Origin of the sequence: Clostridium sp. DSM 17811 (assembly GCF_018861905.1) — a bacterium.
In the GTDB taxonomy this organism is placed as follows: Bacteria; Bacillota; Clostridia; order Clostridiales; family Clostridiaceae; genus Clostridium_AD; species Clostridium_AD frigoriphilum.
Window position 1 is genome coordinate 21,624 of record NZ_JAHLDU010000011.1, and the last position, 25,985, is coordinate 47,608.

The 25,985-nt window shown below is 30.2% G+C and carries 25 protein-coding genes, 2 pseudogenes and 1 riboswitch; of the genes and pseudogenes, 20 read left to right on the top strand and 7 right to left on the bottom strand.

Annotated features, from left to right (window positions below):
• Positions 1-7: 7 nt before the first annotated feature.
• From KPL44_RS14375 to KPL44_RS14385, 3 genes are all read left to right on the top strand, one after another.
• Positions 8-1,615: an FMN-binding protein gene (locus KPL44_RS14375; RefSeq protein WP_216251610.1), complete on the top strand. Its 1,608-nt coding sequence runs from the start codon at positions 8-10 to the stop codon at positions 1,613-1,615.
• A 162-nt stretch (positions 1,616-1,777) separates the two neighbouring features.
• Complete coding sequence (locus KPL44_RS14380) at positions 1,778-1,981, top strand: cold-shock protein (protein ID WP_216121022.1); 204 nt, start codon at positions 1,778-1,780, stop codon at positions 1,979-1,981.
• A 188-nt stretch (positions 1,982-2,169) separates the two neighbouring features.
• On the top strand, positions 2,170-2,394 hold the full coding sequence (locus KPL44_RS14385) for an alpha/beta-type small acid-soluble spore protein (RefSeq protein ID WP_216251612.1): 225 nt from the start codon (positions 2,170-2,172) through the stop codon (positions 2,392-2,394).
• A 55-nt stretch (positions 2,395-2,449) separates the two neighbouring features.
• Here KPL44_RS14385 and KPL44_RS14390 read toward each other — a convergent pair whose 3' ends face one another.
• A complete protein-coding gene (locus KPL44_RS14390) occupies positions 2,450-3,406 on the bottom strand; it encodes an asparagine synthetase A (RefSeq protein ID WP_216251615.1) in 957 nt (318 codons plus the stop codon).
• Between the two features lie 268 nt (positions 3,407-3,674).
• Here KPL44_RS14390 and KPL44_RS14395 point away from each other — a divergent pair, with 268 nt between their 5' ends.
• The gene (locus KPL44_RS14395) at positions 3,675-4,139 is read left to right on the top strand and encodes an Lrp/AsnC ligand binding domain-containing protein (RefSeq protein ID WP_071612645.1); all 465 of its coding nucleotides are present in this window, start codon (positions 3,675-3,677) and stop codon (positions 4,137-4,139) included.
• Between the two features lie 153 nt (positions 4,140-4,292).
• On the top strand, positions 4,293-4,679 hold the full coding sequence (locus tag KPL44_RS14400) for a thioesterase family protein (protein ID WP_216251618.1): 387 nt from the start codon (positions 4,293-4,295) through the stop codon (positions 4,677-4,679).
• A gap of 177 nt (positions 4,680-4,856) precedes the next feature.
• Here KPL44_RS14400 and KPL44_RS14405 read toward each other — a convergent pair whose 3' ends face one another.
• Together KPL44_RS14405 and KPL44_RS14410 are read right to left on the bottom strand one after the other, a co-directional pair.
• Positions 4,857-5,957, bottom strand: coding sequence for a DNA alkylation repair protein (locus KPL44_RS14405; protein ID WP_216251621.1), 1,101 nt, complete (start codon positions 5,955-5,957; stop codon positions 4,857-4,859).
• Positions 5,958-6,165: 208 nt separating this feature from the next.
• Positions 6,166-8,548, bottom strand: a pseudogene (locus KPL44_RS14410) (GxGYxYP domain-containing protein).
• Between the two features lie 189 nt (positions 8,549-8,737).
• Here KPL44_RS14410 and KPL44_RS14415 point away from each other — a divergent pair.
• Positions 8,738-9,241: a methylated-DNA--[protein]-cysteine S-methyltransferase gene (locus KPL44_RS14415; protein ID WP_216251873.1), complete on the top strand. Its 504-nt coding sequence runs from the start codon at positions 8,738-8,740 to the stop codon at positions 9,239-9,241.
• 210 nt (positions 9,242-9,451) lie between these two features.
• Positions 9,452-10,147 (top strand): hypothetical protein, encoded by a 696-nt coding sequence (locus KPL44_RS14420; RefSeq protein ID WP_216251625.1) that lies wholly within the window; start codon positions 9,452-9,454, stop codon positions 10,145-10,147.
• A gap of 99 nt (positions 10,148-10,246) precedes the next feature.
• Here the strand turns inward: KPL44_RS14420 and greA are convergent, their stop codons facing one another.
• Positions 10,247-10,714, bottom strand: a complete 468-nt coding sequence (greA, locus tag KPL44_RS14425) for a transcription elongation factor GreA (RefSeq protein WP_071612655.1) — start codon at positions 10,712-10,714, stop codon at positions 10,247-10,249.
• A gap of 270 nt (positions 10,715-10,984) precedes the next feature.
• On the opposite strand from greA, the pseudogene KPL44_RS14430 reads away from it, so the two are divergent.
• Both KPL44_RS14430 and KPL44_RS14435 read left to right on the top strand, forming a co-directional pair.
• Positions 10,985-11,527, top strand: a pseudogene (locus tag KPL44_RS14430) (glutathione peroxidase); the annotation flags it as partial.
• Between the two features lie 496 nt (positions 11,528-12,023).
• Positions 12,024-12,884 (top strand): glycosyltransferase, encoded by an 861-nt coding sequence (locus tag KPL44_RS14435; protein ID WP_216251631.1) that lies wholly within the window; start codon positions 12,024-12,026, stop codon positions 12,882-12,884.
• A 93-nt stretch (positions 12,885-12,977) separates the two neighbouring features.
• Here KPL44_RS14435 and KPL44_RS14440 read toward each other — a convergent pair whose 3' ends face one another.
• Positions 12,978-14,096: an NADH-dependent flavin oxidoreductase gene (locus tag KPL44_RS14440; RefSeq protein WP_216251633.1), complete on the bottom strand. Its 1,119-nt coding sequence runs from the start codon at positions 14,094-14,096 to the stop codon at positions 12,978-12,980.
• Positions 14,097-14,426: 330 nt separating this feature from the next.
• Here KPL44_RS14440 and KPL44_RS14445 point away from each other — a divergent pair, with 330 nt between their 5' ends.
• The 5 genes from KPL44_RS14445 (at position 14,427) to KPL44_RS14465 (ending at position 20,896) form a co-directional block, all read left to right on the top strand.
• Positions 14,427-15,782: an MATE family efflux transporter gene (locus tag KPL44_RS14445; RefSeq protein WP_216251635.1), complete on the top strand. Its 1,356-nt coding sequence runs from the start codon at positions 14,427-14,429 to the stop codon at positions 15,780-15,782.
• Positions 15,783-15,894: 112 nt separating this feature from the next.
• Positions 15,895-16,458: a TetR/AcrR family transcriptional regulator gene (locus KPL44_RS14450; RefSeq protein WP_216121051.1), complete on the top strand. Its 564-nt coding sequence runs from the start codon at positions 15,895-15,897 to the stop codon at positions 16,456-16,458.
• Between the two features lie 49 nt (positions 16,459-16,507).
• Positions 16,508-18,895, top strand: coding sequence for an endopeptidase La (lon, locus tag KPL44_RS14455; RefSeq protein ID WP_216251638.1), 2,388 nt, complete (start codon positions 16,508-16,510; stop codon positions 18,893-18,895).
• Positions 18,896-19,104: 209 nt separating this feature from the next.
• Positions 19,105-19,197, top strand: a riboswitch (glycine riboswitch).
• 63 nt (positions 19,198-19,260) lie between these two features.
• Positions 19,261-19,530 (top strand): ACT domain-containing protein, encoded by a 270-nt coding sequence (locus tag KPL44_RS14460; RefSeq protein ID WP_216209370.1) that lies wholly within the window; start codon positions 19,261-19,263, stop codon positions 19,528-19,530.
• Between the two features lie 10 nt (positions 19,531-19,540).
• A complete protein-coding gene (locus KPL44_RS14465) occupies positions 19,541-20,896 on the top strand; it encodes a PFL family protein (RefSeq protein ID WP_268056015.1) in 1,356 nt (451 codons plus the stop codon).
• Positions 20,897-21,003: 107 nt separating this feature from the next.
• Here KPL44_RS14465 and KPL44_RS14470 read toward each other — a convergent pair whose 3' ends face one another.
• Positions 21,004-21,330 (bottom strand): hypothetical protein, encoded by a 327-nt coding sequence (locus KPL44_RS14470; protein WP_216251641.1) that lies wholly within the window; start codon positions 21,328-21,330, stop codon positions 21,004-21,006.
• Positions 21,331-21,530: 200 nt separating this feature from the next.
• On the opposite strand from KPL44_RS14470, the gene KPL44_RS14475 reads away from it, so the two are divergent.
• From KPL44_RS14475 to KPL44_RS14500, 6 genes are all read left to right on the top strand, one after another.
• A complete protein-coding gene (locus tag KPL44_RS14475; RefSeq protein ID WP_216251644.1) occupies positions 21,531-22,043 on the top strand; it encodes an RNA polymerase sigma factor in 513 nt (170 codons plus the stop codon).
• The gene (locus tag KPL44_RS14480) at positions 22,040-22,489 is read left to right on the top strand and encodes a hypothetical protein (protein WP_216251646.1); all 450 of its coding nucleotides are present in this window, start codon (positions 22,040-22,042) and stop codon (positions 22,487-22,489) included. Before KPL44_RS14475 ends, KPL44_RS14480 begins: the two co-directional genes overlap by 4 nt.
• Positions 22,470-22,994: a hypothetical protein gene (locus KPL44_RS14485; RefSeq protein ID WP_216251650.1), complete on the top strand. Its 525-nt coding sequence runs from the start codon at positions 22,470-22,472 to the stop codon at positions 22,992-22,994. The genes KPL44_RS14480 and KPL44_RS14485 overlap by 20 nt, the downstream gene beginning before the upstream one ends.
• Entirely contained in the window at positions 22,987-23,292 is a 306-nt protein-coding gene (locus KPL44_RS14490; protein WP_216251651.1) for a LiaI-LiaF-like domain-containing protein, read from the top strand. The genes KPL44_RS14485 and KPL44_RS14490 overlap by 8 nt, the downstream gene beginning before the upstream one ends.
• 149 nt (positions 23,293-23,441) lie before the next feature.
• Complete coding sequence (locus KPL44_RS14495) at positions 23,442-24,167, top strand: VCBS repeat-containing protein (RefSeq protein WP_216251656.1); 726 nt, start codon at positions 23,442-23,444, stop codon at positions 24,165-24,167.
• A 34-nt stretch (positions 24,168-24,201) separates the two neighbouring features.
• Positions 24,202-24,708, top strand: a complete 507-nt coding sequence (locus KPL44_RS14500) for an amidase domain-containing protein (RefSeq protein WP_216251659.1) — start codon at positions 24,202-24,204, stop codon at positions 24,706-24,708.
• A 98-nt stretch (positions 24,709-24,806) separates the two neighbouring features.
• On the opposite strand, the gene KPL44_RS14505 is transcribed toward KPL44_RS14500, so the two are convergent.
• Positions 24,807-25,970: an iron-containing alcohol dehydrogenase gene (locus KPL44_RS14505; protein ID WP_216251661.1), complete on the bottom strand. Its 1,164-nt coding sequence runs from the start codon at positions 25,968-25,970 to the stop codon at positions 24,807-24,809.
• Between the last annotated feature and the right edge of the window lie 15 nt (positions 25,971-25,985).

Sequence of the window (25,985 nt, forward strand, 5' to 3'; positions counted from 1 at the left end):
ATATAAAATGGTAAAAAAGATAAAGAAAATACAAATATTTAGACATATAATACAATTGATTATGTTTGTTTTATCACCGGGTTTATTTATATTAGCTTTTTCAGAACTAAAAAGTATTTATACTATGATTATTAAAGGAAATTTCAATTTTATAACAGCTTTTCCTACTTTAATTGAGTTCACAACAGTTATAATTGTAACTATTTTCTTTGGAAGATTCTTTTGTGGCTGGGTTTGTGCATTTGGAACTTATAATGATTTCATTTATTTATTATCAAAAAAAGTATTTAAGATTAATTTTAAGGTAAACGAAAAAGTAGATAAAGTTTTAAAATACGTGAAATATGTTGTTCTATTATTACTTGTAATTGTTGTTTGGACCATGGGAAGTAAAGTTCTTGATACAACTAGTCCTTGGGATGCTTTTGCACAAATAACAAATTTTCCTCAGGTATTATTTGATTACACTATTGGAGTGGCACTTTTACTTTTAATAACAATAGGTGCTCTCTTTGTAGAAAGGTTTTTCTGTAGATATTTATGTCCTTTAGGAGCTGTTTTTAATATATTATCAAGAATAGGAATACTTAAAATTAAAAAGCCTACTGATAAATGCGGAAAGTGTAGATTGTGCACAAATAATTGTTCAATGGGATTATCACTTTACAAAGCTCAGAGTGTATGTGGTGGAGATTGCATTAACTGTTTTAAATGCATCGAAGCATGTCCTAGAGGTAATACTAAGATAAATGTTCTTGGTGAAAATGTAAACCCTGAACTTGCAAGCAGTGTAGCAATAGCAGCAATGGTAGGACTTTATGCTGTTAATAATTTAGGAGCATCTGCATTGAAAAATAGTGGATTGGCAATAGCAAGTACTTCTAGTACAATTACAAGCTCAAGTAGTACTTCTCAAAAATATAAAGATGGAACATATACAGGAACAGGTACTGGTTTCCAAGGTGGTACAACGCAAATGTCAGTTACAATAAAAGATAATAAAATAACTAAGGTTGAAACAGTATCAAATGGAGATACTCCTGATTTTTACGCAAGAGCAGAAAGTACAATAGCTTCTGAAATAATATCGACTCAATCAACAACAGTTGATACAGTTTCTGGTGCTACTTATAGTAGTGAAGGTATTATAAGTGCAACGCAGGAAGCATTAAAGAAAGCGGAAGCAAGTTCCTCAGCAACTACAACAACTACTACACCAACAACGACTAAAACGACACCAACAAAGACTAAAACGACACCAACAACTACTGATTCAAGTTCAACAACAGTTAGTACTGCAGATACAAGTACAAATACAGCAAGCACAGCGACTGCTTCAAGTAAATATAAAGATGGAACATATACAGGATCGGGTAGTGGATTTCGTGGTGGTACAACTCAGATGTCAGTTACAATAAAAGAGAATAAAATAACTAAAGTCGAAACAGTATCAAATGGAGATACTCCTGATTTTTATGCAAGAGCAGAAAGCACGATAATTTCTCAAATAGTATCGACTCAATCAACAACAGTAGATACAGTTTCTGGTGCTACTTATAGTAGTGAAGGTATTATTAGCGCAACACAGGAGGCTTTAAGTAAGGCTAAAGCATAGTAATATTACTTGGCTATAATGAGATATTGTTAGTTAATCTAATTATTCTATCATTAACAAAATTGATAATATACCAATTTTATGGTATATTGTAAGCGTAACACTATTGATGCAAAATTAATGTATCATAAGTAATGGTGTTTTCTATTTGGAGGTTTATTAATGAAAATCGGAACAGTTAAATGGTTTAACACAGTAAAAGGCTTTGGATTTATTGAAATTGAAGGCGAAAAAGATGTTTTTGTTCATATATCCGCAATTCAAGGTAGTGAATCAGAAAAAAGTCTAGAAGAAGGTCAAAAAGTTCAATTTGAAACAGAAGAAGGACCTAAGGGACTTCAAGCAATTGAAGTTACTGCAATATAAATAATTTATATCACAAAAAGCCGCCTTTATTAAGGTGGTTTTTTGTATTTTAAAAAATAAATAATAATTTAAAATTTAAAGCGATGAATAAAAAGTCTGTTTTATAAAATACTAAATATAGTTATATAGGTTAGAAATCGAAATTATTTTTGGTTATCTATAACATAAAATTATAGGGAGGTAGTAAAATGTCTAGAAGAGTATTAGTACCAGAAGCAATGGGAAAACTTCAAAAGTTTAAGATGGAAGTAGCAAATGATATGGGACTAGATAATATTCGAAATAACAATGCAGAGATGGGAGATGTGCCTAGTAACATTGTAAATAAAATAAAAAATTCAGGTAATGTTGGTGGAGAAATGGTGAGGCGAATGGTAGAAGCAGCAGAAAAAAATATGGTTGATAAAATATAAAAAAAAGATGGCTAATTAAAGTAGCCATCATCTTTCATTTTCTTAGTACTGAAAATTAGAATATATATTGTTCACCAGGTTTTCTGCAGAATAATGTAACATCACTAATCTCAGGTTGCTGAGTTATAAATCTAGTTATTCTTTCTACTCCAAATCCAGCTCCTGCAGTTTTAAATATCTCTCCTTGTTTTGCAAGCTCAATGTAATATCTAAAAGCCTTCTCATCAGTTGCAAGTTCTCTCATTCTTAAAAGTATTCTATCTAGTTTAAATTCTCTTTCTCCGCCACTTAAACCTTCACCAAATCCTAATGGCCAAATAAGGTCGTAATTTCTATAAGTACCTAAGTTATCTAAATCTTCTGCATCATAGAATTCTCTTTTATGGTTTGTTAAGAAGAAAGGTTCTGTAGCAGCTTTTGATGCTTCTGCTTCGAAATCATCGCCATACTTTGCTTGCATCTCATCTGTTGTATATTTTTTAAATGGTCCAGTTATATTTAAATGATCTGTACCTACACCAAGTCTTGTTAACTCTGGAATACAGTTCTCTTTTACAAATTTAAATATAGCAGTTATGATTTCTTCTATGAATTTAAGTATATCTTCCATAGTTTTTTCTTTAAATTCAAAGTCTACTTGAGTAAATTCAAATAAATGTCTCGAATCACCTCTAGCTGCTTTTTCGAGTCTTATGTTTGGAGATACGATATAAAGGCTATCAATATCTGCGTTTAACATTGTCATTTGTTTGTGGAATATCATAGATTTCATAACATTGAAAGTTTGATTGTTATAACTTATTTCACATTCCTCAACGCTATGGTTTAACGTGTCTGTAATTGGAGACATCATAAGAGGTAATATTCTAGTTATTCTTCTCTTATACATAAATTCATCTACAGCTTTTAAAATTGATTGTTGAACGAATAATATATCTTTTATTTTTTTATTTTTAATTTTAGCCACCGCTACATCCAATAATTTTTTTTCTGCTTTTATTAATTCTGTCATTTTAATTCCCCCTGATAAATTTTTATTTTTGTTTGATCCATTGATAATATAATAACATAATTAGCTAGTTATTACAATATATCTAATGATAATTTATTATGTTTAACGAATTCGAAATTTAAGATTGATTTTAGTACTATATTGTTAAAAAAATAAATTTATTTGCTGTTTTTTTGCTAATCTGTTAATTGATTTGATATAATGATATAAAGTATACAATATTGTTGATTTTAGGTATATATAAAATAATTTATTAGGAGCTGATGGTATGGATTTAAATGTTCCCGGTTTAGATGAATTAGACTATCAAATATTAGAAATCTTAATTAAAGACTCTAGAATACCTTATCTTGAAATCGCAAGGAATTGTCATGTAAGTGGCGGTACAATTCATGTTAGAATGAATAAAATGCAAGAAATGGGATTAATTAAAGGTGCAAGGCTTATATTAGATACAAGCAAACTTGGATATGACGTATGTTGTTTTATTGGAATTTATCTTAACAAGGCATCTTCATATCCAGATGTATTAGAACAATTGAAAGAAATAAAAGAAATAGTAGAGCTGCATTACACAACGGGTGCATATTCTATTTTTGTTAAAGTAATGTGCAAGAGCATTTCTAACCTACAGGACTTACTTATGAATAGGCTTCAGGTAATCTCAGGAGTTCAAAGTACAGATACATTTATAACCTTGTCTCAACCTATAGATAGAAATATATCTTTTTGATATATTTTTATCTATAGGTTGTAAACGTAAACAGATTAATAAATTTTTAACAATATGCAAGTTAAATCACTTGATACACTTTCACAATGATGTTATATTAGTACGATAAAGTACTTTTATATTTATAAATAATAAAAGAATGGAGTGATGAAAATGGAATTTAATTTTAATGAAGGTTTGAAATCTGTTATGGAGCAGACGGTTGGAAGAAGTGATACAGCGAATTCTTATGGATCAGGAGATTTAGATGTTTATGCAACTCCCGCTATGACAGCTCTTATGGAGAATGCAGCAAAAAATGGTGTTAAGAAGGAACTGCCTGTTGGATACACAACAGTTGGTATAGAGATTAGTGTTAAGCACATAAAGCCAACGCCTGTTGGAGTCAAGGTTCGTGCTGAGGCGATACTTGAAAAGGCAGAAGGTAAAAAATTAACATTTAAAGTAGAAGCATTTGATGACATGGGTAAAATAGGTGAAGGAACTCATATAAGGTATGTGGTAAAAGCAGAAGAATTTATTAAAAAAATAGTACGTTAAATTATTTTATCTATTAAACAATGATCTAAATTAAAGAATTACATATTTTAAAGTAATTGCAGGTAACTCGCGGTAACGTAAAAGGCACTCTTCTAACTAAATTGTTAATGAGAGTGCTTTTATAAATTTTTGAATATATAAATATGTAAGTTAATAATAAATATAAGAAGAATATGACTAAAAAATCAAATCCATAGCTGAAGAGGCTACCTCCGAGCCGTTAATCAAGATCACTATTTTGTGTTCTCCTGGGTAATGTTTTCTTGTAGTGAGTTCCACCCATTTGTGTATTTTGGTTCCAGTAAGACACTGTCCTCCAGTCACTATTTTATCAGACAAAAGAAACAATTTACAGGATGTTTTTCCTCTTGATCGTATAAAATAAATCCCATATTCAATTCGTATATGTATAGGGTCACCTTCTCGAATGCAAAGTTCATATTTGATTTTACAACTTTCACCAATTTTCAGACTAGGTGGATCTATAGACAAAGTAGCCCTTGTGGTAATAGGTCTATCTATGGATTCACCATATCCAAATAACTGCATTATTTCTGGATTTGCTTTGCGAATCAATGTTCTAGAGCCATGTCTTAATATCCAGTCAGTATACTTATTTATTCCTTTTAAACGTCTTACTGTTTCCACAATTACAAAAGGATTATCTTTTGAAATATCATTTAAATTGTTAGCAACACTCTTACGTACATAAATAGAAGGGTCTTCTATTAGTTTATTAAGTACAGATAATACCATAGTGGGATCATTTTTAAACATAGTAAGTGCCATTCCCCAGGGTAGACGCGGACGACAGCCTTCACTTGCGAGCCTTCTTACATGTTCATTATTGTCTTTTGACCATTCTAACATCTTAAATATCATCCGCTTTGGATCAGACATAATAAACGGTCTTACTGCGAATTCAGAGGAGGATCTAATAGTAAATCGTTTAAGAGCTAACATAGAAAGCTCCCAATTTTCATCTGATAAACCATATACGCATACAAAATTTGGAAAAAACAAGTATGGAAATCCGACGCAGAATTCATCGATTTTAAATAGTATTTCCAGTGCTTCGTCATATTTTTTGGGTAAAAAGACACCAAGCGTTTTAGTAATTCGGTCCATCCTCTCCATTAGTTTTAGTTCATCCCAAGTATCATCTATTATAGTGGCTATAAATTTATTAATATTAAAAGAATTATAGACATTATATATTTGCTCACCAAATTGCTGTAGGAATTCCTTGTTATACATATTTTTTAAAGCTTCTGCCATATCTTATTCCTCCTTTTTAACTTATATATCATTATTATAACAATCATAACTTGATAACTGTGAATAATATTAATGTTTTTAAATACTAAATGAATTAAATTTAGGCATATTAGGCAAACTATTTTATATGAGGCTTAATAAATAAAAGGTGAAAACATGAAAAGTTACAGTGCTTACAACAAATTAAGATGGGTAAAAGGCTAGGACGTTATGTTCTAGCCTTTTGTTTAACATTATTCATTATCAATTTCATAAATGTTTCAGGGGTTACTATTGCAATTTTAGGATTTTCTTTTAATTTGTTCACAACTGTTTCAATATTGCTAAGGTCTTTGCTCCAAGCATGAACATAAACAAAAGTGTAACTATTAGAATTATTAATATTAACTTTACCAGAATCAATTCGATGATTAATATTTTTAATAAGTTCATCTTCACTTTCAATATTATCCCAAAGTAAATCCCTACAGGAGACTATGGGTTTATTATTTGACCAAATAATCTCCCCGTGGTAGTTGTCGTGTTTATGATAGTCAAGATAAAATAATCCGTGTATATTAGGTTTTATAGTAAACCTATCCCAAAGTTCGTTATTATGAAAAGAAGAGTCATCAATAATTGATACATATTTCTCATCTACTTTTTCCATATAATCATTTAATCTATTAATATACATAGATAGTGATTTCTTATCAAATTTACTTGGGTACATGTAGCCGTTCCCGGATGGTGGTACTATAAAATAGTCATTGGTAGATCCATAAGATGCACTTTCATAATATAGCTTAAATACGGTAGGGGCAAGATAATATAAGGATGGGCTTAATGACCAGCCTAAATTGAATTTTCCTTTATAAGGGGAACCATACCATTTGTGAGAACCATAATTAGTTCCAAGATCCCACTGCTGATTATCCCCGTCGGACATAATAAATGTTACATGATGAACATTTTCTTTAATAGGTAAGTTAACTAACGATTTTTGATGCATAGGTAATGAAGGAAATGAACTTAATACAGTTAAATTATAAGACCAGTCTGCAGCAACCATACTGATACCATATTTCGAAGTTGTACTTACATTAATAAATTCATCCGGGCCCCAACCGAGGCAAGTGGAGTCCTTATCTAGGGCTGAAAATATTTTATCTCGTAGGGTTGTAACGTCAATTTTATCTTCATAAAAAATTAGAGATTTGCTCATTATGCCATAGTCCCTTAATGCGGAAGATTTGTCTGGTGATAACTCAATTACTATGGAATGATTTAGACCAGAGTTCCATAAATTATCGAAGGCCCAGCTCTCAGCAGTATTTCTACAGTCGCCTATAATCTTTGTAATTCCATAGATTCCTGCTTTGCCTTGGACAACTTCATCAATCGCAATGCAATTATTTAAGGAGGCAAGCGAACAAGCATTATTTATTGAAGGATCTTTTAGTGTTTTATTATTGTAAAGCACATATCCATTAATATAATCTTTAAATACGTCTAATAAGCGCCACGGATTTGAGACATTTTCGTATGGAATTCCATATTCTTTTTTTAAATTATCTAGCCATGTTTGATAATCAGGTTGTGAGGAACTAAGCGTATATATTTGAATAGATGATTGTTTATTAACAATTCCTTGAAGGGTAGCTATCATTGTTTTCTCAGCTGGCGTCATTGCATTTTGAGATATAACATATAAGTAAGTTGGAGTTATAGGATTTTTTATATAGTTATTAGTATCTAGATTTTTTCTGAATTCACTCCATTTAATAAAACTCATTACTATTTTTCCTACAGTATTTATAAAAATTATTTAAGAAGTTAACTCTTTCATTATTATTAAAAGACTTGATATGACTCTCATCAAAATTAGCTAATAGTAATTGTCGTTCTATAATGTCTTCAGCTGTAACTTTGGCTGAATTTTTGATCATATCATACATAATCATGAAGGTAGTGGTCCTACCTATACCTTGTTTACAGTGAAAATGAAACCAACTGTTTTTAGGCTGTGATAGTACAAGCGCTACAAAGTAATCAACCATATCATCTTTAGGTATTTTACCATCGGTAACGGTAATTCGGTTATAGGATAATGATTTAGAATTAACAAGATATTGTTCATCTTCGACTTTTGTTGGAATTATAGTTATATTTTTATGATTATAAAATGTAATAGGTACATTTAGTTTTATATTACTTAGTTTGTTGTATTCATCAAGTAATACTTGATTTTTAGTTAGTCCTATGTTAGCATCATTTTTTGCATTAGCCCAGCTAACAGGTAACCCATTAATAAATCCGTGTGATTCTTGTCTTAGGTCAATGATGGTAATTGGTAATGATGTGTTTATACTATTTATTACAATAGGTAAATTATCCTTTGAAAATTGTTGACTTCCAGAAATGTTTAATGTGTTTAATCCACTAAGATTTAAATTCTTATTGGTTTGCGTATTTAATAAAGTTGATGACTTACGAAAATTTTTTGGTATGTTATTATTATTTTGAGAATCTAAAACAAGGTTTATACTATCGTTGATCTGCGTATATCTATTGAACATAATCATATTATAAAAATAGGGGCACTGGTACATATATATCCTCCATAAAAAATGTTCTTCAATGTATATTATGTATATATACCCGCTTTGTTACTAAGTACAGTTTTACATGCATACTTAAAGCATTTGAATATATTTAATGTTTAAAGGATATACAGGAAGACAGTTATAAAAGAATATAGTAATATATATTATAAAGGAACTAAACGTGGAGGTGGTAATATTAATAACATATTTTATTATGAAACAATAATTGGAAAAATAGGAATTGTTGAGAATGGCATGGCTATAACTCAGATGAATTTTGCTGAAAAAATGCCTAAAGGTATAAATATTAATGAGACCGTTTTGCTAAAAAGAGCAAATATGCAACTTCAAGAATATTTTTGTGGAAAAAGAAAAATATTTGATTTACCGCTTGCTCCTAGTGGGACAGAATTTCAGCAAAAGGTATGGAATTCACTGTTAGAAATCCCTTATGGAAAAACAAAAAGTTATAAGGATATAGCAAAAAATGTTGGTAATATAAAAGCAGCTCGTGCAGTAGGAATGGCAAATAATAAAAATCCGATTTTTATAATAATCCCTTGTCATCGTGTCATTGGGGCTAATGGTAAATTGGTTGGTTATGCTGGTGGGTTGAGTGTGAAAGAAAAACTTTTAGCAATAGAAAAACAAAATTATGAATCAATCATAGCAATAAGAAGCTACCAAGTGAAAATGTAACTTATTGACTTTAGAAAGACAACAGAATAATGTATACTGAGCTTGGATATACATTTACAAAGTAACAGAAATAATAAATTTGAACACATTTAAGCAATGTTATTATGGTGTTAGATATATCAGTGACAGTGAGGAGGGGAATATATTATTCAAGTAAAAAATTAAAGTATGGAATTGTTACTAAAGATGAATATATTAGGAGGAAAACTAATGAAAAGGTCAATAAAAGTCATTATAGGTTTATTAGTTATAGGACTACTTATTGTAATAGGGGTTATGTATAAAATACTTTCACCGTCGCTGTCAGCAGAAAATGCAAAATCTACAATTGGAACACCAGAGCAGGTAGCGGACAAGAGAATTTCAGATGCTAAAATAATAGCAGATAAAAAAATAGTAGATGCAAAAATAATAGCAGATAAAAAATTGTCAGATGCAAATGCAATTGAGGGTCAAAAAATATCAAATACTAAGTCACAAAGTGAGTTGCCTAAAGAAGTTGAATATAAAAATTATCTTAATGAAAAGTTTTTATGTTCGATTAAGTATCCTAGTGAACTAAAAGTAGTTAAAGAAACTGTTAATGGGAATATGTTTAAATCCGATGATGATAGTATATCACTTCAGATTTATGGAACTAACAATGTATCACACGATACAGTTGATTCAATATATAACAAAGCTATAAAAAATAATAATATGTATTATAAAGTAAAAAACGGTAATTGGTTTGTAATATCTTATACTGATGGCGACAAAATAGTATACCAAAAGAAAGTAGTTGGAAAAGGTTCAATTGATACTTTTATTTTTAAATTTCCAACTAATCAAAAGAATAAATATACTAAAGCTGTAGAAATGATTGAAAAAAGTTTTAAAGCTTCGTCAACTGACAAAGCTCATTAGTAATATGAAAAAATTTAAGTAGTGATTACTCCCTGCTTAAATTTTTACTTTGATTAAAAAAATTTATAAAAAAGATTTAAGTAGTCTTAATATTTTTTACTATTCGTAAATCTTCTCTATACTTACTTCGTAATTACCTTCAGGGGCTAAAACTGTGCATTTCTCTCCAAGTGCCTTTTTATAGATTGCAATTCCAAGTGGTGATTCAATACTTATATTCATAAGGTCCGGATTGGTCTCTACAGTGGATACCAAGCGTACTTTTACAATATCATCTGTATCAAGAAATTTAATGTCAGCCTGTCCACCAAGACCTAAGTGTTCATCGCTGCTCTCGTCATCTACTACTGTAGAGTTTCGAAGTAACTCTTGTACTGCAATTATTCTATCATTATTAGTTGCTTCCTCATCTTTAGCTGCATCATATTCTGCATTTTCACTTAGATCGCCATGCCCCTTTGCTTCTTTAATTGCTGCCGTTATTTCTCTTCTTTTTTCTCCGGTTCGTAGGGTTAATTCTTCTTCTAATTTTATTACCCCACTAGGTGTTAATATTGTACTTTTCATATTTTTTCACTCCTAACAAATTTTCCATTTATAATGGTATTAGACATACATAAAGAATTATTATATCACATTTTTAGCTAATATAATAAATTCCATATCTAAGTTAATGAATATTTAAATATTTTTATATCTATAATACTATAAATAAGGGCTAAACTTTATTGTAATTTATTTTTTTTGTGATATAATAGAATTATAGACAATAACAATTATTAAGAAATATTAATTTTTATATAAAAACTAAGCTTAATAAAAATGGAGGGATAATAAATGTCAATTTATGATTTTAATGCAATTACAATAGATGGGGAAGAGGTTTCTCTAAAACAATATAAGGGAAAGGTACTTATTATAGTTAATACGGCAAGCAAGTGTGGATTTACTCCACAATACAAGGGCTTAGAGAAGATTTATGAGCAGTACAAGGACAAGGGCTTTGAAATATTGGGTTTTCCAAGTAATCAATTTGCAGCTCAGGAACCTGGTGAAAGTAGTGAAATAAAAAATTTCTGTGAAATTAATTATGGAGTGAGTTTCCCATTGTTTGAGAAAACTGATGTAAGGGGAAAGAATGCTCATCCGATTTTTAAATACCTTACAGAAAAAGCAAAATTCAAAGGATTTGACTTGAATCAGCCTAATGAAAAAAAATTTAATGATATGCTTGAGAAAAAATTTCCGGAATTACTAGTAGGAGATTCAATAAAATGGAACTTTACAAAGTTCCTTATAGGAAGAGATGGTAATGTAGAATATAGATTTGAACCAACAACTACGCCAGAAGATATATCAACAGACATTGAAAAATTGCTTGGAACAGCAACTGGAAGCGACGTAACTAATAAAGAAATTTATACTGGTGAAGATGATGAAGAGGTTTTAAATTGTGAAGGAAAACCTTGTAACTTTGTATATAATGCTAAAAATGAAAATTAGTAAGGAATAGGTATATACTTATGTTGAGTTATTGATAGAAACTATAATATAGAATAGTCAAAATTATAATATATACAGATATAAAAATAATTTTAAAGAAATGAATGGAGAAGTAAAGTGTAATTTACATCTCTAAACATTTCTTTATTTTTTTGTATAGTTTTTTTAATGAGATAATGCTAGTAGACAACAAGCGACAAAAAACGATTAATATGTTAATATAAGGATAGACTCCGAATGTTAGAAACATAGTATAGTTACCGATAATATTATAGTTACCGATAATATTATATAAAACAATAAATATTTAAAAAAGGAATGGTTTTTTGATAAATATATGTATTTTAAAAATATGTTCATTATTAAATAAGATGTGAAAAATTTGGGAGTGTCATCTGCTAGAAATAAAGGTACAAAAGCAGCAACAAAAAAATTCATTCAATTTGTTGATTCTGATGATTATATTGAACCTAATATGATTGAAACTTTAACTAATGAAATAAGTAGAAATACTGATGTGGTATTTTGTGGATATACAAGAGTTTCTAAGGATAAAAATGGTAAAATAAACGTTAAGGCTATCAGTTTAAACAATCAAGTTAGTATTACAAAAAAAACATTCTTGAATGAATTTGGTATTCTTTTTAAAAATTATTATATTAACTATCTTTGGAATAAGTTATATGTTGCTGATATTATTAAAAAATATAATCTTGAATTTGATAGTTTAATAAATTGGGGGGAGGATCTTATGTTCAATCTCCAATATCTAGAACATTGTGGTAACATCACTATAATTGATAAACAACTCTATAATTATGTGAATTATAATGATAATTCTATTACATCTACATTTAATAAAGAATTATATAATAATCAAAATAACATGTACAAATCAGTAAGAAAATTTCTAATTAATAATAATGCATATACAGATACAAATAAAGATGTAGTAGAATTGAAATTCACAGATAGCATTATAATGAGTTTAAACAATTTGTTTTATAAAGATTCAGATTGCGATAAATTAGAAATTAAGAAGCAAATATCACGAATTATTGAAGACGACATTTTAGGTCAGAATTTAAAGTATTTTAACTTCGGAGGTTTTCAAAAAAAAATAGTCGGTAAACTGATAAAGAATAAATCTTTGCATTTTATTATTTGTTTTTATAAAACTAAAGAGTATATTAGGCGCAGAAAGAATTTTTTATATAGGATTTTTAAAAAGTAAGTAATCAAAATGAAAAGTGCCAGATATGTTTTATTTCATATCTGGTACTTTTAGTTTATAAGATGTGTTAAGTATTTAATTGTGATAAAGTAATTATTTTGACATTGGGAACCAACCAGGTGTATTTATAATTGTATTCCAAAGTGGCTCCGGAATATCTAAAGATTTTCTTTGAGTTTTATTTAAAGTAGTACGTATTTTTGAAAAATCACCAGTTTGAACCTTACTGACCCAGTCGGGTTCCATGATTAGCTCTCTACCAAGAGATATAAATGCGACGCCACTGTTTAATGCCTTTATAGCATCTTCAGGTGTGTGGATAGATCCAACGCCGATAAAAGGGACTCTGCCATGTATTTTGTCAAGTATACTGCAAATAATAGGATTAGTATTGGAGGCATTACGTATTGAACTTTGCCAAAAATCCGATATGGAGCTGTGCAAATAACTTAATCCTTGATTTGATAAAACATCTATAAATGAAAGAGTGTCTTCTAAAGTTATACCGGGATTTTCTATTTCCTCTGGTGAAAACCTGTAGCCCACTATGAAATTCTTTATGCCATCTTCTTTTATTACTTTCTTAACCTGCGCAATAACAGCTAGCGGGAAATTCATTCTTTTTTCTATGCTTCCACCCCACATATCATCTCTTCGGTTTGAATGAGGAGAAAAAAATTGTTGTAATAAATATGTGTTGGCCCCATGAATTTCTACACCATCAAAACCAGCAGCTATTGCAAGTTTTGTTGTTTTACCAAAAGCCTTAATAGTATCTTGGATTTCTGCTTGGGTCATTTCGCGTGGAGTCATTGCACCTTCTCTTTCAGCTGCTATAGCGCTTGCACTAATAGTTTGACCACCAGGTATTTCGGCAGGAATTGCCATTCTTCCACCATGAAATATTTGAAGAATTGCTAAGGCACCTTCTCCTTTTATGGTTTGTGATAATTTTTTTAAACTTGGTAAAAAGCTATTGTTGTAAGCAGCAAATTGTCCAGGGAATCCCTTACCTGATTCTTGTACATTGGTTGCGGCAGTAATTACTATGCCTACACCTTTTGACCTTGCTTTATAATAACTTAATTCTGCCACAGATACTGTTCCATCAGGATTTGCAGAAAAAGTAGTCATAGGTGCCATAACTATAGAGTTTTTTACATTTATAGTTGAATCTAATGTTGTTTGTTTAAGTAAATTTTCAAATTTCAATTTAATCTCTCCTCTTTAAAATATATTATAATTATGATGTTTTTAAAAACTAGTTATATTTAATACTATGTTTAAATTATAAATTTTATATTTATTTCTTATATATTATAATACTATAGTTGTATAAGAATGTAAATGATAATTATTATTATAAGATATTTATTACAAAGCGATTTTTAGAAGTTTGAATTTCTAAATTAGATTAGATGGATTTATATTGTAAGACAGTTTAAATCATAAAACGTATGATATAATATATAGCTGATGTTATAATGCAAAATAAGTTAGGATGTTACAAGATTATATTATTTTTAATATGGAGGAAATTTTATGAATACAAAATTAGGATCGGAAAGTATAAGCAAATTACTTTTTAAGTTTTCGGTGCCAGCTATAACGGGAATGGTAGTGAATGCTTTATATAATATTGTGGATCGAATATATATAGGACATATTAAAGGGGTGGGATCATACGCATTATCCGGACTTGCTATAACATTTCCAATATCAGTCATTATAATGGCATTTGGAATGCTTATTGGTATAGGTGCTTGTTCAGTGATATCAATAAGACTTGGAGAAAAAAACGTTGAGGCAGCAGATAATATTTTGGGGAATGCTGTGATGCTTTTAACAATAATATCAGTAGTACTTGGAATATTTGGAGTTTTATTTTTGAATAAAATTTTAGTATTATTTGGTGCGGATCAAAATAACCTGCCTTATGCAAAAGCATATATACAAATTATACTTATGGGAGCTGTTTTTCAAAATGTAGGATTTGGCATTAATAATATAATTAGAGCCGAGGGTAATCCTAAAATGGCAATGTTTACAATGATGTTTGGTGCAATTATTAATATTATATTAGATCCAATATTTATATTTGTATTTAAAATGGGAATTCAAGGTGCTGCAATAGCAACTGTAATTTCACAAGCTTTTAATACGTTATTAGTACTTAGATATTTTACAGCGAAAAACAGTGGAAGCGTACTTAAATTAAAGAAAACTAACCTAAAGCTTAATAAATATATTGTAAATGATATTTTTGCTATTGGGGTAGCACCGTTTTCTATGCAAATAGCTTCAAGCCTTGTAGCTATTTTGTATAATAAAGGCCTTTTAATTTATGGAGGGGATCTTGCAGTTGCTGCAATGGGGATATTAAATAGTATATCAATGCTTATTTTTATGCCCATAGTTGGTATTAGTCAAGGTATACAGCCTATAATAGGATATAATTATGGGGCTAAATTGTACGATAGAGTTTTTAAAATTTTAAAGCTCGCCATAATTTTTGGAACTTGTATTGCTGTAATTGGGTTTATTGTTGTGCAACTATTTGCAAATCAACTTATAACAATATTTGTAGGTAATAATCCTGAATTAATAAAATTAGGTGCACATGGACTTAGGATTGATTTAATGGTTTTACCTATTTTAGGATTTCAAATTTTAGGTGCAAGTTATTTTCAAGCCATAAATGAGGCAAAAACATCAATGATTTTAAGTGTTTTAAGACAAGTCATAGTTTTAATACCCATTATCCTTATACTCCCATTATTTCTTAAATTGGATGGATTATGGTTTTCACAACCTTGTGCTGATTTGATTGCAACAGCACTTACAATATTTTTTCTTGTTAGGAGTATTAAAAAATTAAAAAATAAATCCATATTGTAAGAATATTTTTGACAGTATACCTAGAAAATTTAAAAAATACGCAAAGATAATAAAATGCCACTTGACAATAAATGAATGATCGTTTATTATAGAAATTAGTAGAGGTGTTTAGATGAGAAGAAAAGATGATGAAAAAGAGAAAAGTATAAAGGAAGCAGTTGTTAAACTAATACTTGAATTAGGTTTTCATGGTACTTCTATTTCAAAAATCGCAAAAGAGGCAGGGGTTTCCCCAGCTACTGTTTATATTTATTACGAGAATAAAGAAATTATGTTTCAAGATATATATTATGAATATTCTGAAGAAATATTTGATTATTTGCTTAGTATGGTTTATAAGAATATGGATGGACATGAACTTATTGAAATACTGGTCAGAGGATATTATACTTACATCAAAGAGAATGGAGAGATATTTCATTTTGTAGATCAATTTTCCAGTTGTCCAGCATTAGCTTGCCATTGCTTAGATAGAAAGGGCATAAAAAATCTTAATAATTTGTTTGAGGAAATGAAACAGCAAAGAGTGCTTAAGGATATTCAAAATGATAATTTGATAGCAATACTTTTTTTCCCAATAAAGTCTATTGCGAGTAACCAATGCATTGGAGAAGTTGAAAGGGATGATCTATTAAAAGAGTTGATTACAATAATACAGGATGCTTTGTTAGCTTAATTAAACGAACATTCACTTATGAATATTATCGAAAGAAAGGATGATTATAATGATGAGTTTAGATGGAAAAAATAAAGAGGGAATGGTAATTCCTGTAGCAGATATAGTTTTATTACCAGGAATGGAGTATACTTTAAAACTAAATAAAATTAGTGAAGAAGAGCTTAAAAATTTAGACGATGATGAGCAATTTAGTATCGCTTTACCTTTAAAACAAAACTTTAACCAGAATCAGTTAAAAGGAGAAGATTTCCATAGAGTTGGCGTTTCATTTCATGTAAATGAAGTTGAAAAAACAGAAAAAGGATATCAAGTGAAAATTAAAACTTTAGATAGGGTTGAAATTAATGAACTTATTATTGAAAGTGGTTTTATACGTGTAGAATTTGAGGTAATACCAGATATTATTGATCTTAATGAAAAAGGTCAAGAAGAAATGATTGAATGCATTAAGAAGGTTACTCGTGAGGTTAGTGAAAGATTTAAGGGATCAGACCAGTTTATGAAGATGATAGACGATCAAAAGGAGCTAAATGCACTAATGGCTCATCTTACTCAATTTATGCCACTAACAAACGAAGAAAAGTATGAGTTAATTAAAATTAAATCATTAAAAGAGAGAAGCCTTAAGTTTATGGATTACATCTTAAAACAAAAGGAAGCTCTCAAGTTGCAACTTGAGATGGCAGAAAAATTCACTCAGAAAGCTAATAAAGGATATAGAGAATCAGTATTAAGAGATCAATTAAAGGCGATTCAAACAGAACTAGAAGAGGGAAAAAGTGAAAGTGCGAAGAAAGATAAAACTTTTATAGATAAAATTGAAGAGGCTCAAATGCCAGCTGAAATAAAAAATGCTGCTTTAGATGAACTTGAAAAGTTAGAAAGACAAAGCGAGAATAGTGCTGAATATAATATTGTACGTAATTATTTAGATTTATTAGTAAAACTTCCTTGGAAAAAGTCTGAACCGAAAGTTATTAATTTAGAAGAAGCAAGGAGAATACTAGATGAGCAGCATTATGGACTTGATAAGGTTAAGGATAGGATAATACAACATTTAGCGGTTATGCAGCTTAAAAAAGATAAAAAAGGTTCTATTTTATTATTAGTTGGACCTCCAGGTACTGGTAAAACTAGTTTAGGTAAAAGTATTGCACAGGCACTAGATAGAAAATATATAAGATTAAGTTTAGGTGGAATACGGGATGAAGCTGAAATAAGAGGACATAGAAGAACTTACATTGGTGCAATGCCAGGAAGAATTATTCAAAGCATAAAGAAAGCAGGAGAAATAAATCCAGTTATGGTTTTAGATGAAGTGGATAAGCTAATGACTGGCTATAATGGAGATCCAGCCAGCGCATTACTTGAGGTATTAGATCCAGAGCAAAATAACAGCTTTACAGATCATTATTTAGATTTACCTTATGATTTGTCAGAAGTGTTTTTTATAGCAACGGCTAATTCGATTGGTGACATTCCAAGGCCATTACTTGATAGGATGGAGATAATTCAAATATCTAGTTATACTATGAATGAAAAATTCCATATTGGAAAAAACCATTTAATACCTGAAATACTTGAAGAACATGGGTTAAATAAAGAACAGTTAGTTATTGAAGATGGAGCTTTGCAAAAGATAATTAGTGAATATACCATGGAAGCTGGTGTTCGTGGACTGAAAAAACAACTAGCTACTCTTGCAAGAATTACTTCAGAAAAAATTGTATCGCATAAAGGAGAGTTACCATTTATTGTTACTGAAAGTGAGTTAGACGATTTACTTGGTAGAAAAGTTTCAAGTCATGATAAGGCTCAAAAGGATAATCCACCAGGAGTAGTTACAGGCCTTGCATGGACATCTGTAGGTGGAGAAATACTTTTCATTGAAGCTACGGACATGTTAGGAAGTGGACAAGTTATATTAACAGGACAACTAGGAGATGTTATGAAGGAGTCTGCAAGGATATCTTTAAGTTTACTTAAATCAAGGTTACCAATGAATTCTATAAACTTTAAGGAAAGAGATCTCCATATTCATGTTCCATCAGGATCTGTTCCTAAAGATGGTCCATCAGCTGGAATTACATTGTTCACTGCACTTGCTTCATTGGTTACAGGAATAAAGGTTGATCCAAAACTTGCAATGACAGGAGAAATAACTTTAAGAGGAGCAGTATTACCAATTGGTGGACTTAAGGAAAAGTTAATTGGAGCTCAAAGGGCAGGTATAACAAAAATATTAATTCCTAAGGAGAATTTAGTTGACCTAAAGGATGTGCCTGAAGAAGTTAGAAGTTTGTTAACTATTAAAACGGTAGAAACAGTAGAGGATGTTCTTCGTGAAACACTAGGAATATCACTACCTAGAATAGAACATGTATTTAATCCGAGTATTTCGTCGGAAATAAAAATTAAAGCAAATCAAATATAAGATATGTTTAAAAGATGCCTTTAGAGGCATCTTTTTAATGTCCTAAATAGAGAAATTAATATAATATGTTGATATTAGTTAGTAAAACTGTTATTATAACAATAATAACTTACAACTAAATAGTTCGGATGATTATAGCAGAAGAGTATAGAATATCTATACACCCAAAAAGTAAATCTTTTAGGTACCGCACGGATATGACTGTTATAGGACGAGCCCTTGGAGAGACTCGAATTGAGCACCGAAGGAGCAAGCTTGTGAAAACTAGTGAAACTCTCAGGTAAAAGGACAGGGGATAATATTGATTTCAAGGGTCGAGTATTATCTATTCGGCTTTTTTTTGTGATTAAAAAAGGAGGAGAAAAATGAAGGCTGTATTAACTGTAATTGGGAAAGATAGAGTAGGTATCATTGCAAATGTATCCAATTTATTATTTGAAAAAAATGCTAATATTTTAGACATTAGTCAAACTATTATGCAAGAATTTTTTACTATGGTAATGCTTGTGGATTTAGCTAATATTAATATTTCTTCAAAGGAACTAACTGAATTATTAATTACGATGGGTAAAGATTTAAAAGTTTCGATAAAAATGCAACATGAGGATGTATTTAATTCAATGCATCTTGTATAGGAGGTAGAAAGTGAATATTAATCAAATAATGGAAACAGTAAAAATGTTAGATGATGAAAAGTTAGATATTAGAACACTTACAATGGGGATATCCCTACTTGATTGCTGTGATTCTGATGGTAAAAGGGCTAGAGCTAGAATTTACGAAAAAATTATGAGACTTGCTGGAAACTTAGTAAAGGTAGGAGATGATTTGGCTCTTGAATATGGCGTACCAATAATAAACAAGAGAATCTCAGTTACTCCAATTTCTTTGATTGCAGGAGCATCTAATGATGAGAACTATGTAGAGTATGCAATAATGCTTGATAAGATTGCAAATGAACTAGGAGTAAACTTTATTGGAGGATTTTCCGCATTGATTCATAAAGGATACACTACTGGTGATCATAGACTCATATCTTCTATACCAGAAGCTATGAGAGTTACAGAGAGAGTATGCTCATCTGTGAGCGTTGCAAGTTCTAAGGTTGGAATTAATATGGATGGAGTTCGCGAAATGGGTCAAGTTATTAAGGAAGCTGCAAGGCTTACTGCTGATCGTGATGGGCTTGGTTGCGCGAAAATCGTAGTCTTTGCTAATGCAGTAGATGATAATCCTTTTATGGCAGGAGCTTTCCACGGAGTTGGAGAACCTGAGTGTACATTAAATGTAGGAATAAGTGGCCCTGGTACAGTAAAAGTTGCCCTCGAAAAAGTAAGGGGTGCTGACTTTGGCGTTGTAGCTGAGGTAATAAAGAAAACCGCATTTAAGATAACAAGAATGGGTCAATTAGTTGGAATGGAAGCTGCCAAAAGGTTAGATGTACCTTTTGGAATAGTAGATTTATCATTGGCACCAACACCTGCAATAGGTGATAGTGTTGCTAGGATACTTGAGGAAATGGGACTTGAAGTATGTGGAACTCATGGCACAACTTGTGCACTAGCAATGCTCAATGATGCAGTTAAAAAGGGAGGAATAATGGCCTCTGGCTGCGTTGGTGGTTTAAGTGGCGCATTTATACCAGTAAGTGAGGATGAGGGAATGATTGAAGCCGTAGAAAAGGGAGCTTTAAACATTGAGAAACTCGAAGCTATGACTTGCGTTTGTTCAGTAGGACTTGATATGATCGCTATTCCAGGAGATACTTCTGCGGAAACAATATCAGCAATTATTGCAGATGAGTGTGCAATTGGAATGATTAATAATAAAACTACTGCAACAAGGTTAATACCAGCTCCAGGTAAGAAAGTTGGGGACTCAGTAGAATTTGGTGGACTTCTTGGACGTGCTCCAGTTATGAAGGTAAGTGAATTCTCAAGTAACGATTTTATAAATCGTGGTGGAAGAATTCCCGCACCTATACATAGCTTTAAGAATTAGAAAGCTAATACATTTTAGTTGGAAAACAGAAATTTGATCTGACTTCAATAAAAATAAAAAGTTGGCTATATCAAAATAATTATTTGAATTATTTTGATATAGTCATTTTATTCTTTTCTGCAACAATTTTTATGGACCCAGTTTTTATAGACATCTTGAAATCCTAAGTCTGTATAACAAATCACGTCTCCAGGGGAAATTTGATTTTTACATACCTGACAAGTAGATCTATAATCAGCAGTTTTTGTAATCCCAAGCCATAGTGGTTCACTAAGTTTTATTAGCTCTATATTAAGTTCATCCGATGTAAATTCTTTGCATACTATCTCACGTAAATAAGCGGAGAAATTATTTTCTCCATGAGTTAATTTGGATTTTTTTAACGCAAGGCTATATACATGATCTGGTAGAGTAATTGATACTTTCTTACTCATTATGTTTAACTCCTATAGTATTAATATCTACTAATATAGTATGAATATTAATAAAATTTGTGCATATTTTATATGTACTAATACTAACTTTATGGACAAGCAATTTTAAAATTAATAATAAATATAAAATATATTATTTTATATTTGAAGTGTTTTTTATTTTTTAATCGTTATATTATGTGTAGGGACAAAAGGGGGGGATGATGGTTATTCAAGAGGAAGAATTTTCAAACTATATAAAACAATATGAACGTTTAATCATCACTATTTGCCTATCATTTACTAAGAGTTACTTTGATGCAGAAGATTTGGCACAACAAACATTTTTGTCTGCATATACGAATTATAGTAAATTTGATGGAGTTAATTTTAAGGCCTGGATTACAAGAATTGCTATAAATAAATGTAAAGACTTTCTTAAAAGTCCTGCAAGAGTAATTTATAGCTTATCTGATGAAGATTTTGAATCTTTGAAAGATAAGGGGGGTACTCCAGAAGAAATGCTTTTAGAAAGATGTAGTAAGAAAAAAATACACAATTTATGTGAAAGATTAAAAGAGCCTTATAGAGCTGTTGCAGTAAATTATTTTTGTGAAGCTATTAAACTCTCAGATATGGCAAAAGATACAGGGATAAGTCTAAAAACATTGCAAACCCATCTTTATAGATCAAAAAAGCTTCTTAAAAACTTATGGAAGGAGGAGTTTATGTGAGTGGGAAATTATTCAATGAAAATGGACATATAAGTAAGATATTGATACAAAGGTTTAAAGAGGGTTCCCTAAGTGATAATGAACTAGTTTTAATGTCAGAACATATATGTTTGTGTGAAACCTGCGCAGATGTTTTAGCAGATGCTTTTAGTAATAATGAACTTGCGAATGCTCCTTTAGGATTTGAGCAAGAGGTGATAAGCAAAATAAAAAAGAAAAAAGAAAGTAATACTCAGTTTATATTTTACTCTCTTAGGGTAATAACTGCAGCAAGTATAGCATTAATATTTGTTTTTTCAAATTCATTAAATTTTATAGCTAATAAACCATTGGATGTAAACCCTATAAGTTTAAGCTCAATAAACACAATTAATGCAGGTCTTAACAATTTTTCTAAAAAAATAATTAATATGGAGGTATTTGACAATGAAAAAGGAAAAAAATAAATTTTTAACTTTTGGTTTTTCACTTTTGCCCGGGGCTGGTCACATGTATATGGGATTTATGAAGATGGGATTATCACTAATGACAATGTTTTTCTTCATAATATTCCTTTCGAGTTTTCTTTCTATAGGACCAATTCTCTTCGTTTTACCGTTGATATGGTTTTATTCGTTTTTTGATTGCTTAAACAAGAGGTATGCAACTGATGAAGAATTTTTACTTTTAGAGGATAAGTACTTATTTTCTCTTGATGAACTGGTAAAAGTAGATAAAGATATATTAAAAAAACATAGATTGCTTTCAGGAATATTATTAGTAATTCTTGGTGGATACTTAATTTTTAATAATATTATTGACAGCTTAATTGGATATATCCCTGGAGATGTATATGATGTTATAAGCAATGTAACAAGGATGGCTCCTCAGATAATAATAGGTGTAGTAATAGTTGTTATAGGTGCAAAGCTTATTATAGGTAAGAAAAAGGAGTGTGATATGAATGATTAAGGGACGCCGAGTTGGGACTTTTACTACTGGAATAGTTTTAGTTATGTTTGGGGTAATGTTTTTGCTCAGATTAATATATCCAAGTATTAATTATTTAAGACTAGCATCACTGTGGCCAGTGATTTTAGTTCTACTGGGAGTTGAAATTATTGTAGGGTGTTTAATAAACAAGGATGAGATAATGAAATATGATTTTGCTGCAATAATTCTAATAATAATCTTAGCTGTTTTTTCAATGGGTATGGGATGTATGGAGTATGTAATTACTCATATTCAGCAGTTAAGAACTATATTGTAAGTTTTATATTATGAAAAATTAGCTATAGGATAAACATTTTTTAATATGTTTATTCTATAGCTAATAGTTTTTTATTGATAAATAATTGTAAATTTTCAAAGGAAGTATCATAAGATACTATATAAAGCTTATAAAACAAAGGAGCCGTTATGTATAATAATTATTCTAGAGATAATATAATAAAGCCAACAATTGTAGCTTATGCAAGTGGAGATGTAAATGGCGATAGAATACCTGATAATGTGTATTTAACTGGTATAAAAACGCCAGATAGTCCATTTATTCAGGATATAACACTTAAAATTCAAAATGGAATGACAGGTGTGTTTACAAGTATTATTCTTAATGAAAATGTAGGATATAATCCTACGTTATTTTTAGGAGATTTTACTGGGAATTCTGTAGATGATATCTTGATAGGAATTAATACAGGGGGTAGAGGTGGAATAATGTATTATTACATTTATTCGTTTATTAATAATACAGCACAATTACTGTTTGACTTTAATGAATATAACGATATATACAAATATGATGTTATATATAAAGATAATTATAAGGTTGAAGTTATTAGTAAAACAAATAAACAAAAATACATTATTGATATCTCTAATAGGGGACGTGATTATTTAAATGAAATATATTATGCAAACGGAAAATTAAAGGTCCCAATCAACGGGTTTGTAAATCCGATAAGTGGATTATATCCTGTGGATTTCGATTCAAATGGAGTGTATGAGCTATTGGCATATCAAAGAATTGCGGGTAGATATAATGCAGACGCTTTAGGGTATGTCTTAAATACTTTGAAATGGGAAAATAATAAGTTAGATTTGTATAATCAGAATATAGCTATTTTTGGATCACAAATATAGCTATATTCTGATATAAATTTAAAGGAGTAATAGTATGCCAAGCAAATATGATAGAAAATTAGCAACAAGTTATGCGGTGAAGTACGCTCTTGAGCCAAACAAAAGATATAAGTTCTATGAATTTGTTAATGGAAATGGGGGGGATTGTACTAATTTTGTTTCTCAGTGTTTAATGGCAGGTGGAGCAACAATGGATTACAATAATGTTAGACCTTGGTGGTATGATGGTAGAGGTAAATCTTCAATTTGTTGGGCTGTTGCTAATTCGCTGTTCTGGTATTTAAAAACGAATCAAAAACTAAATAGAAATGTTATTAAGGGTTTAGAGGTAGAGGACCTAAGTAAACTTGAAATTGGAGATGTAGTATTTTACGAAAACTATGGTAATTCTATTTTTCATGCGGCAATAATAACATCCTTTATAGACGAGTCTGGAATTCATGAACCTCGCATATCTCAACATTCATATAATCAGATTAATGAAACATATGTAAAAAACTATGATTATAAAAAAGCACATTTTCTTAAAATTACATTATGATAATCATATGTGTTACCTTCAATTTTTTTATTGATTTGATTTTATTATTTAAAAATATAGACTTACCAATTGGCAAGTCTATATTTTTTGAATATTTATTATAAAGAAGCTTTATAAATATTTAAAACATCCTGCATGGCAAGTGGCTTGAAAGATCCAAGTTTTCCATGTGATGTGGCTTGTTTTGCCATTTTTTCTAATTTATCTTCACCAATACCTATCTCTCTTAAAGTGGAAGGTATCCCAAGTGATATAAAATGTTCTTTTGTTTTCTCAATAGATTTATGTGCTATATCATATTTGTCAGTGTCAGGGTTAAGTCCCCAAACATTAACTCCATATTCAACAAATTTGTCTAATGTATTATCATTTAGTGCGTACAACATCCAATGTGGTGTTAGAATTGCAAGACCTACTCCATGAGTAATATCATAGAATGCACTTAGTTCATGTTCCATTGCATGAACACTCCACTCTGTTTCTTTTCCGTAACTTAATAAACCATTTATAGCAAGACTTGAAGTCCACATTAAATTAGATCTTGCTTCATAATTTGTAGGATCAGACATTGCTATTTCACCATATTTTATACAAGTTTTAAGAAGTGCTTCTGCCATTCTATTTTGCATAAAAGCTTCATTTGTGTTACTAAAGTACACTTCAAAAATATGACTCATTATATCGGCTGTACCTGCAGCTGTTTGATTTTTAGGTACTGAAAATGTATTAGTAGGGTCTAGTATTGAAAATTTAGGTGCCATGTCAGGATTGAATGTTGGTAATTTCTCATTTGTATCTAAATTTGAGATTACGGCACCAGCATCCATTTCAGAACCAGTGGCTGCAAGTGTTAATATGGTCGCAATTGGTAGGACTTTGGTAATTTTTCTTGAATTAAGTACAATATCCCATGCATCACCATTGTAGTAATATCCTGCTCCTATAACCTTTGAGCAATCAATTACACTTCCTCCGCCTACAGCAAGTATAATGTCTACTTTATTTTCTCGGCATAGTTCAATTCCTTTTCTTACACTTGTTATTCTTGGATTAGGTTCTACACCAGATAGTTCGCAGAACTCTATATCATTTTTATTAAATATTGTTACTATTTTATCATATAGCCCACTTTTTTTTATACTACCTCCACCGTAAACAAGTAAAACCTTAGAACCATATTTTTTTATATTATTTGCGAGAACATCAATTTTATCCTTCCCAAAAAATATTTTTGTACCAATTGAATAATCAAAATTTAACATTTTATATCTCCTTTA

Bases quoted from the DNA above. Each gene is read 5' to 3' on its own strand.
- KPL44_RS14375 (WP_216251610.1), top strand. From the start codon at position 8: ATGGTAAAAAAGATAAAGAAAATACAAATATTTAGACATATAATACAA.
- KPL44_RS14380 (WP_216121022.1), top strand. From the start codon at position 1,778: ATGAAAATCGGAACAGTTAAATGGTTTAACACAGTAAAAGGCTTTGGA.
- KPL44_RS14385 (WP_216251612.1), top strand. From the start codon at position 2,170: ATGTCTAGAAGAGTATTAGTACCAGAAGCAATGGGAAAACTTCAAAAG.
- KPL44_RS14390 (WP_216251615.1), bottom strand. From the start codon at position 3,406: ATGACAGAATTAATAAAAGCAGAAAAAAAATTATTGGATGTAGCGGTG.
- KPL44_RS14395 (WP_071612645.1), top strand. From the start codon at position 3,675: ATGGATTTAAATGTTCCCGGTTTAGATGAATTAGACTATCAAATATTA.
- KPL44_RS14400 (WP_216251618.1), top strand. From the start codon at position 4,293: ATGGAATTTAATTTTAATGAAGGTTTGAAATCTGTTATGGAGCAGACG.
- KPL44_RS14405 (WP_216251621.1), bottom strand. From the start codon at position 5,957: ATGGCAGAAGCTTTAAAAAATATGTATAACAAGGAATTCCTACAGCAA.
- KPL44_RS14420 (WP_216251625.1), top strand. From the start codon at position 9,452: ATGAAAAGGTCAATAAAAGTCATTATAGGTTTATTAGTTATAGGACTA.
- greA (WP_071612655.1), bottom strand. From the start codon at position 10,714: ATGAAAAGTACAATATTAACACCTAGTGGGGTAATAAAATTAGAAGAA.
- KPL44_RS14445 (WP_216251635.1), top strand. From the start codon at position 14,427: ATGAATACAAAATTAGGATCGGAAAGTATAAGCAAATTACTTTTTAAG.
- KPL44_RS14450 (WP_216121051.1), top strand. From the start codon at position 15,895: ATGAGAAGAAAAGATGATGAAAAAGAGAAAAGTATAAAGGAAGCAGTT.
- lon (WP_216251638.1), top strand. From the start codon at position 16,508: ATGATGAGTTTAGATGGAAAAAATAAAGAGGGAATGGTAATTCCTGTA.
- KPL44_RS14460 (WP_216209370.1), top strand. From the start codon at position 19,261: ATGAAGGCTGTATTAACTGTAATTGGGAAAGATAGAGTAGGTATCATT.
- KPL44_RS14470 (WP_216251641.1), bottom strand. From the start codon at position 21,330: ATGAGTAAGAAAGTATCAATTACTCTACCAGATCATGTATATAGCCTT.
- KPL44_RS14475 (WP_216251644.1), top strand. From the start codon at position 21,531: ATGATGGTTATTCAAGAGGAAGAATTTTCAAACTATATAAAACAATAT.
- KPL44_RS14485 (WP_216251650.1), top strand. From the start codon at position 22,470: ATGAAAAAGGAAAAAAATAAATTTTTAACTTTTGGTTTTTCACTTTTG.
- KPL44_RS14490 (WP_216251651.1), top strand. From the start codon at position 22,987: ATGATTAAGGGACGCCGAGTTGGGACTTTTACTACTGGAATAGTTTTA.
- KPL44_RS14495 (WP_216251656.1), top strand. From the start codon at position 23,442: ATGTATAATAATTATTCTAGAGATAATATAATAAAGCCAACAATTGTA.
- KPL44_RS14500 (WP_216251659.1), top strand. From the start codon at position 24,202: ATGCCAAGCAAATATGATAGAAAATTAGCAACAAGTTATGCGGTGAAG.
- KPL44_RS14505 (WP_216251661.1), bottom strand. From the start codon at position 25,970: ATGTTAAATTTTGATTATTCAATTGGTACAAAAATATTTTTTGGGAAG.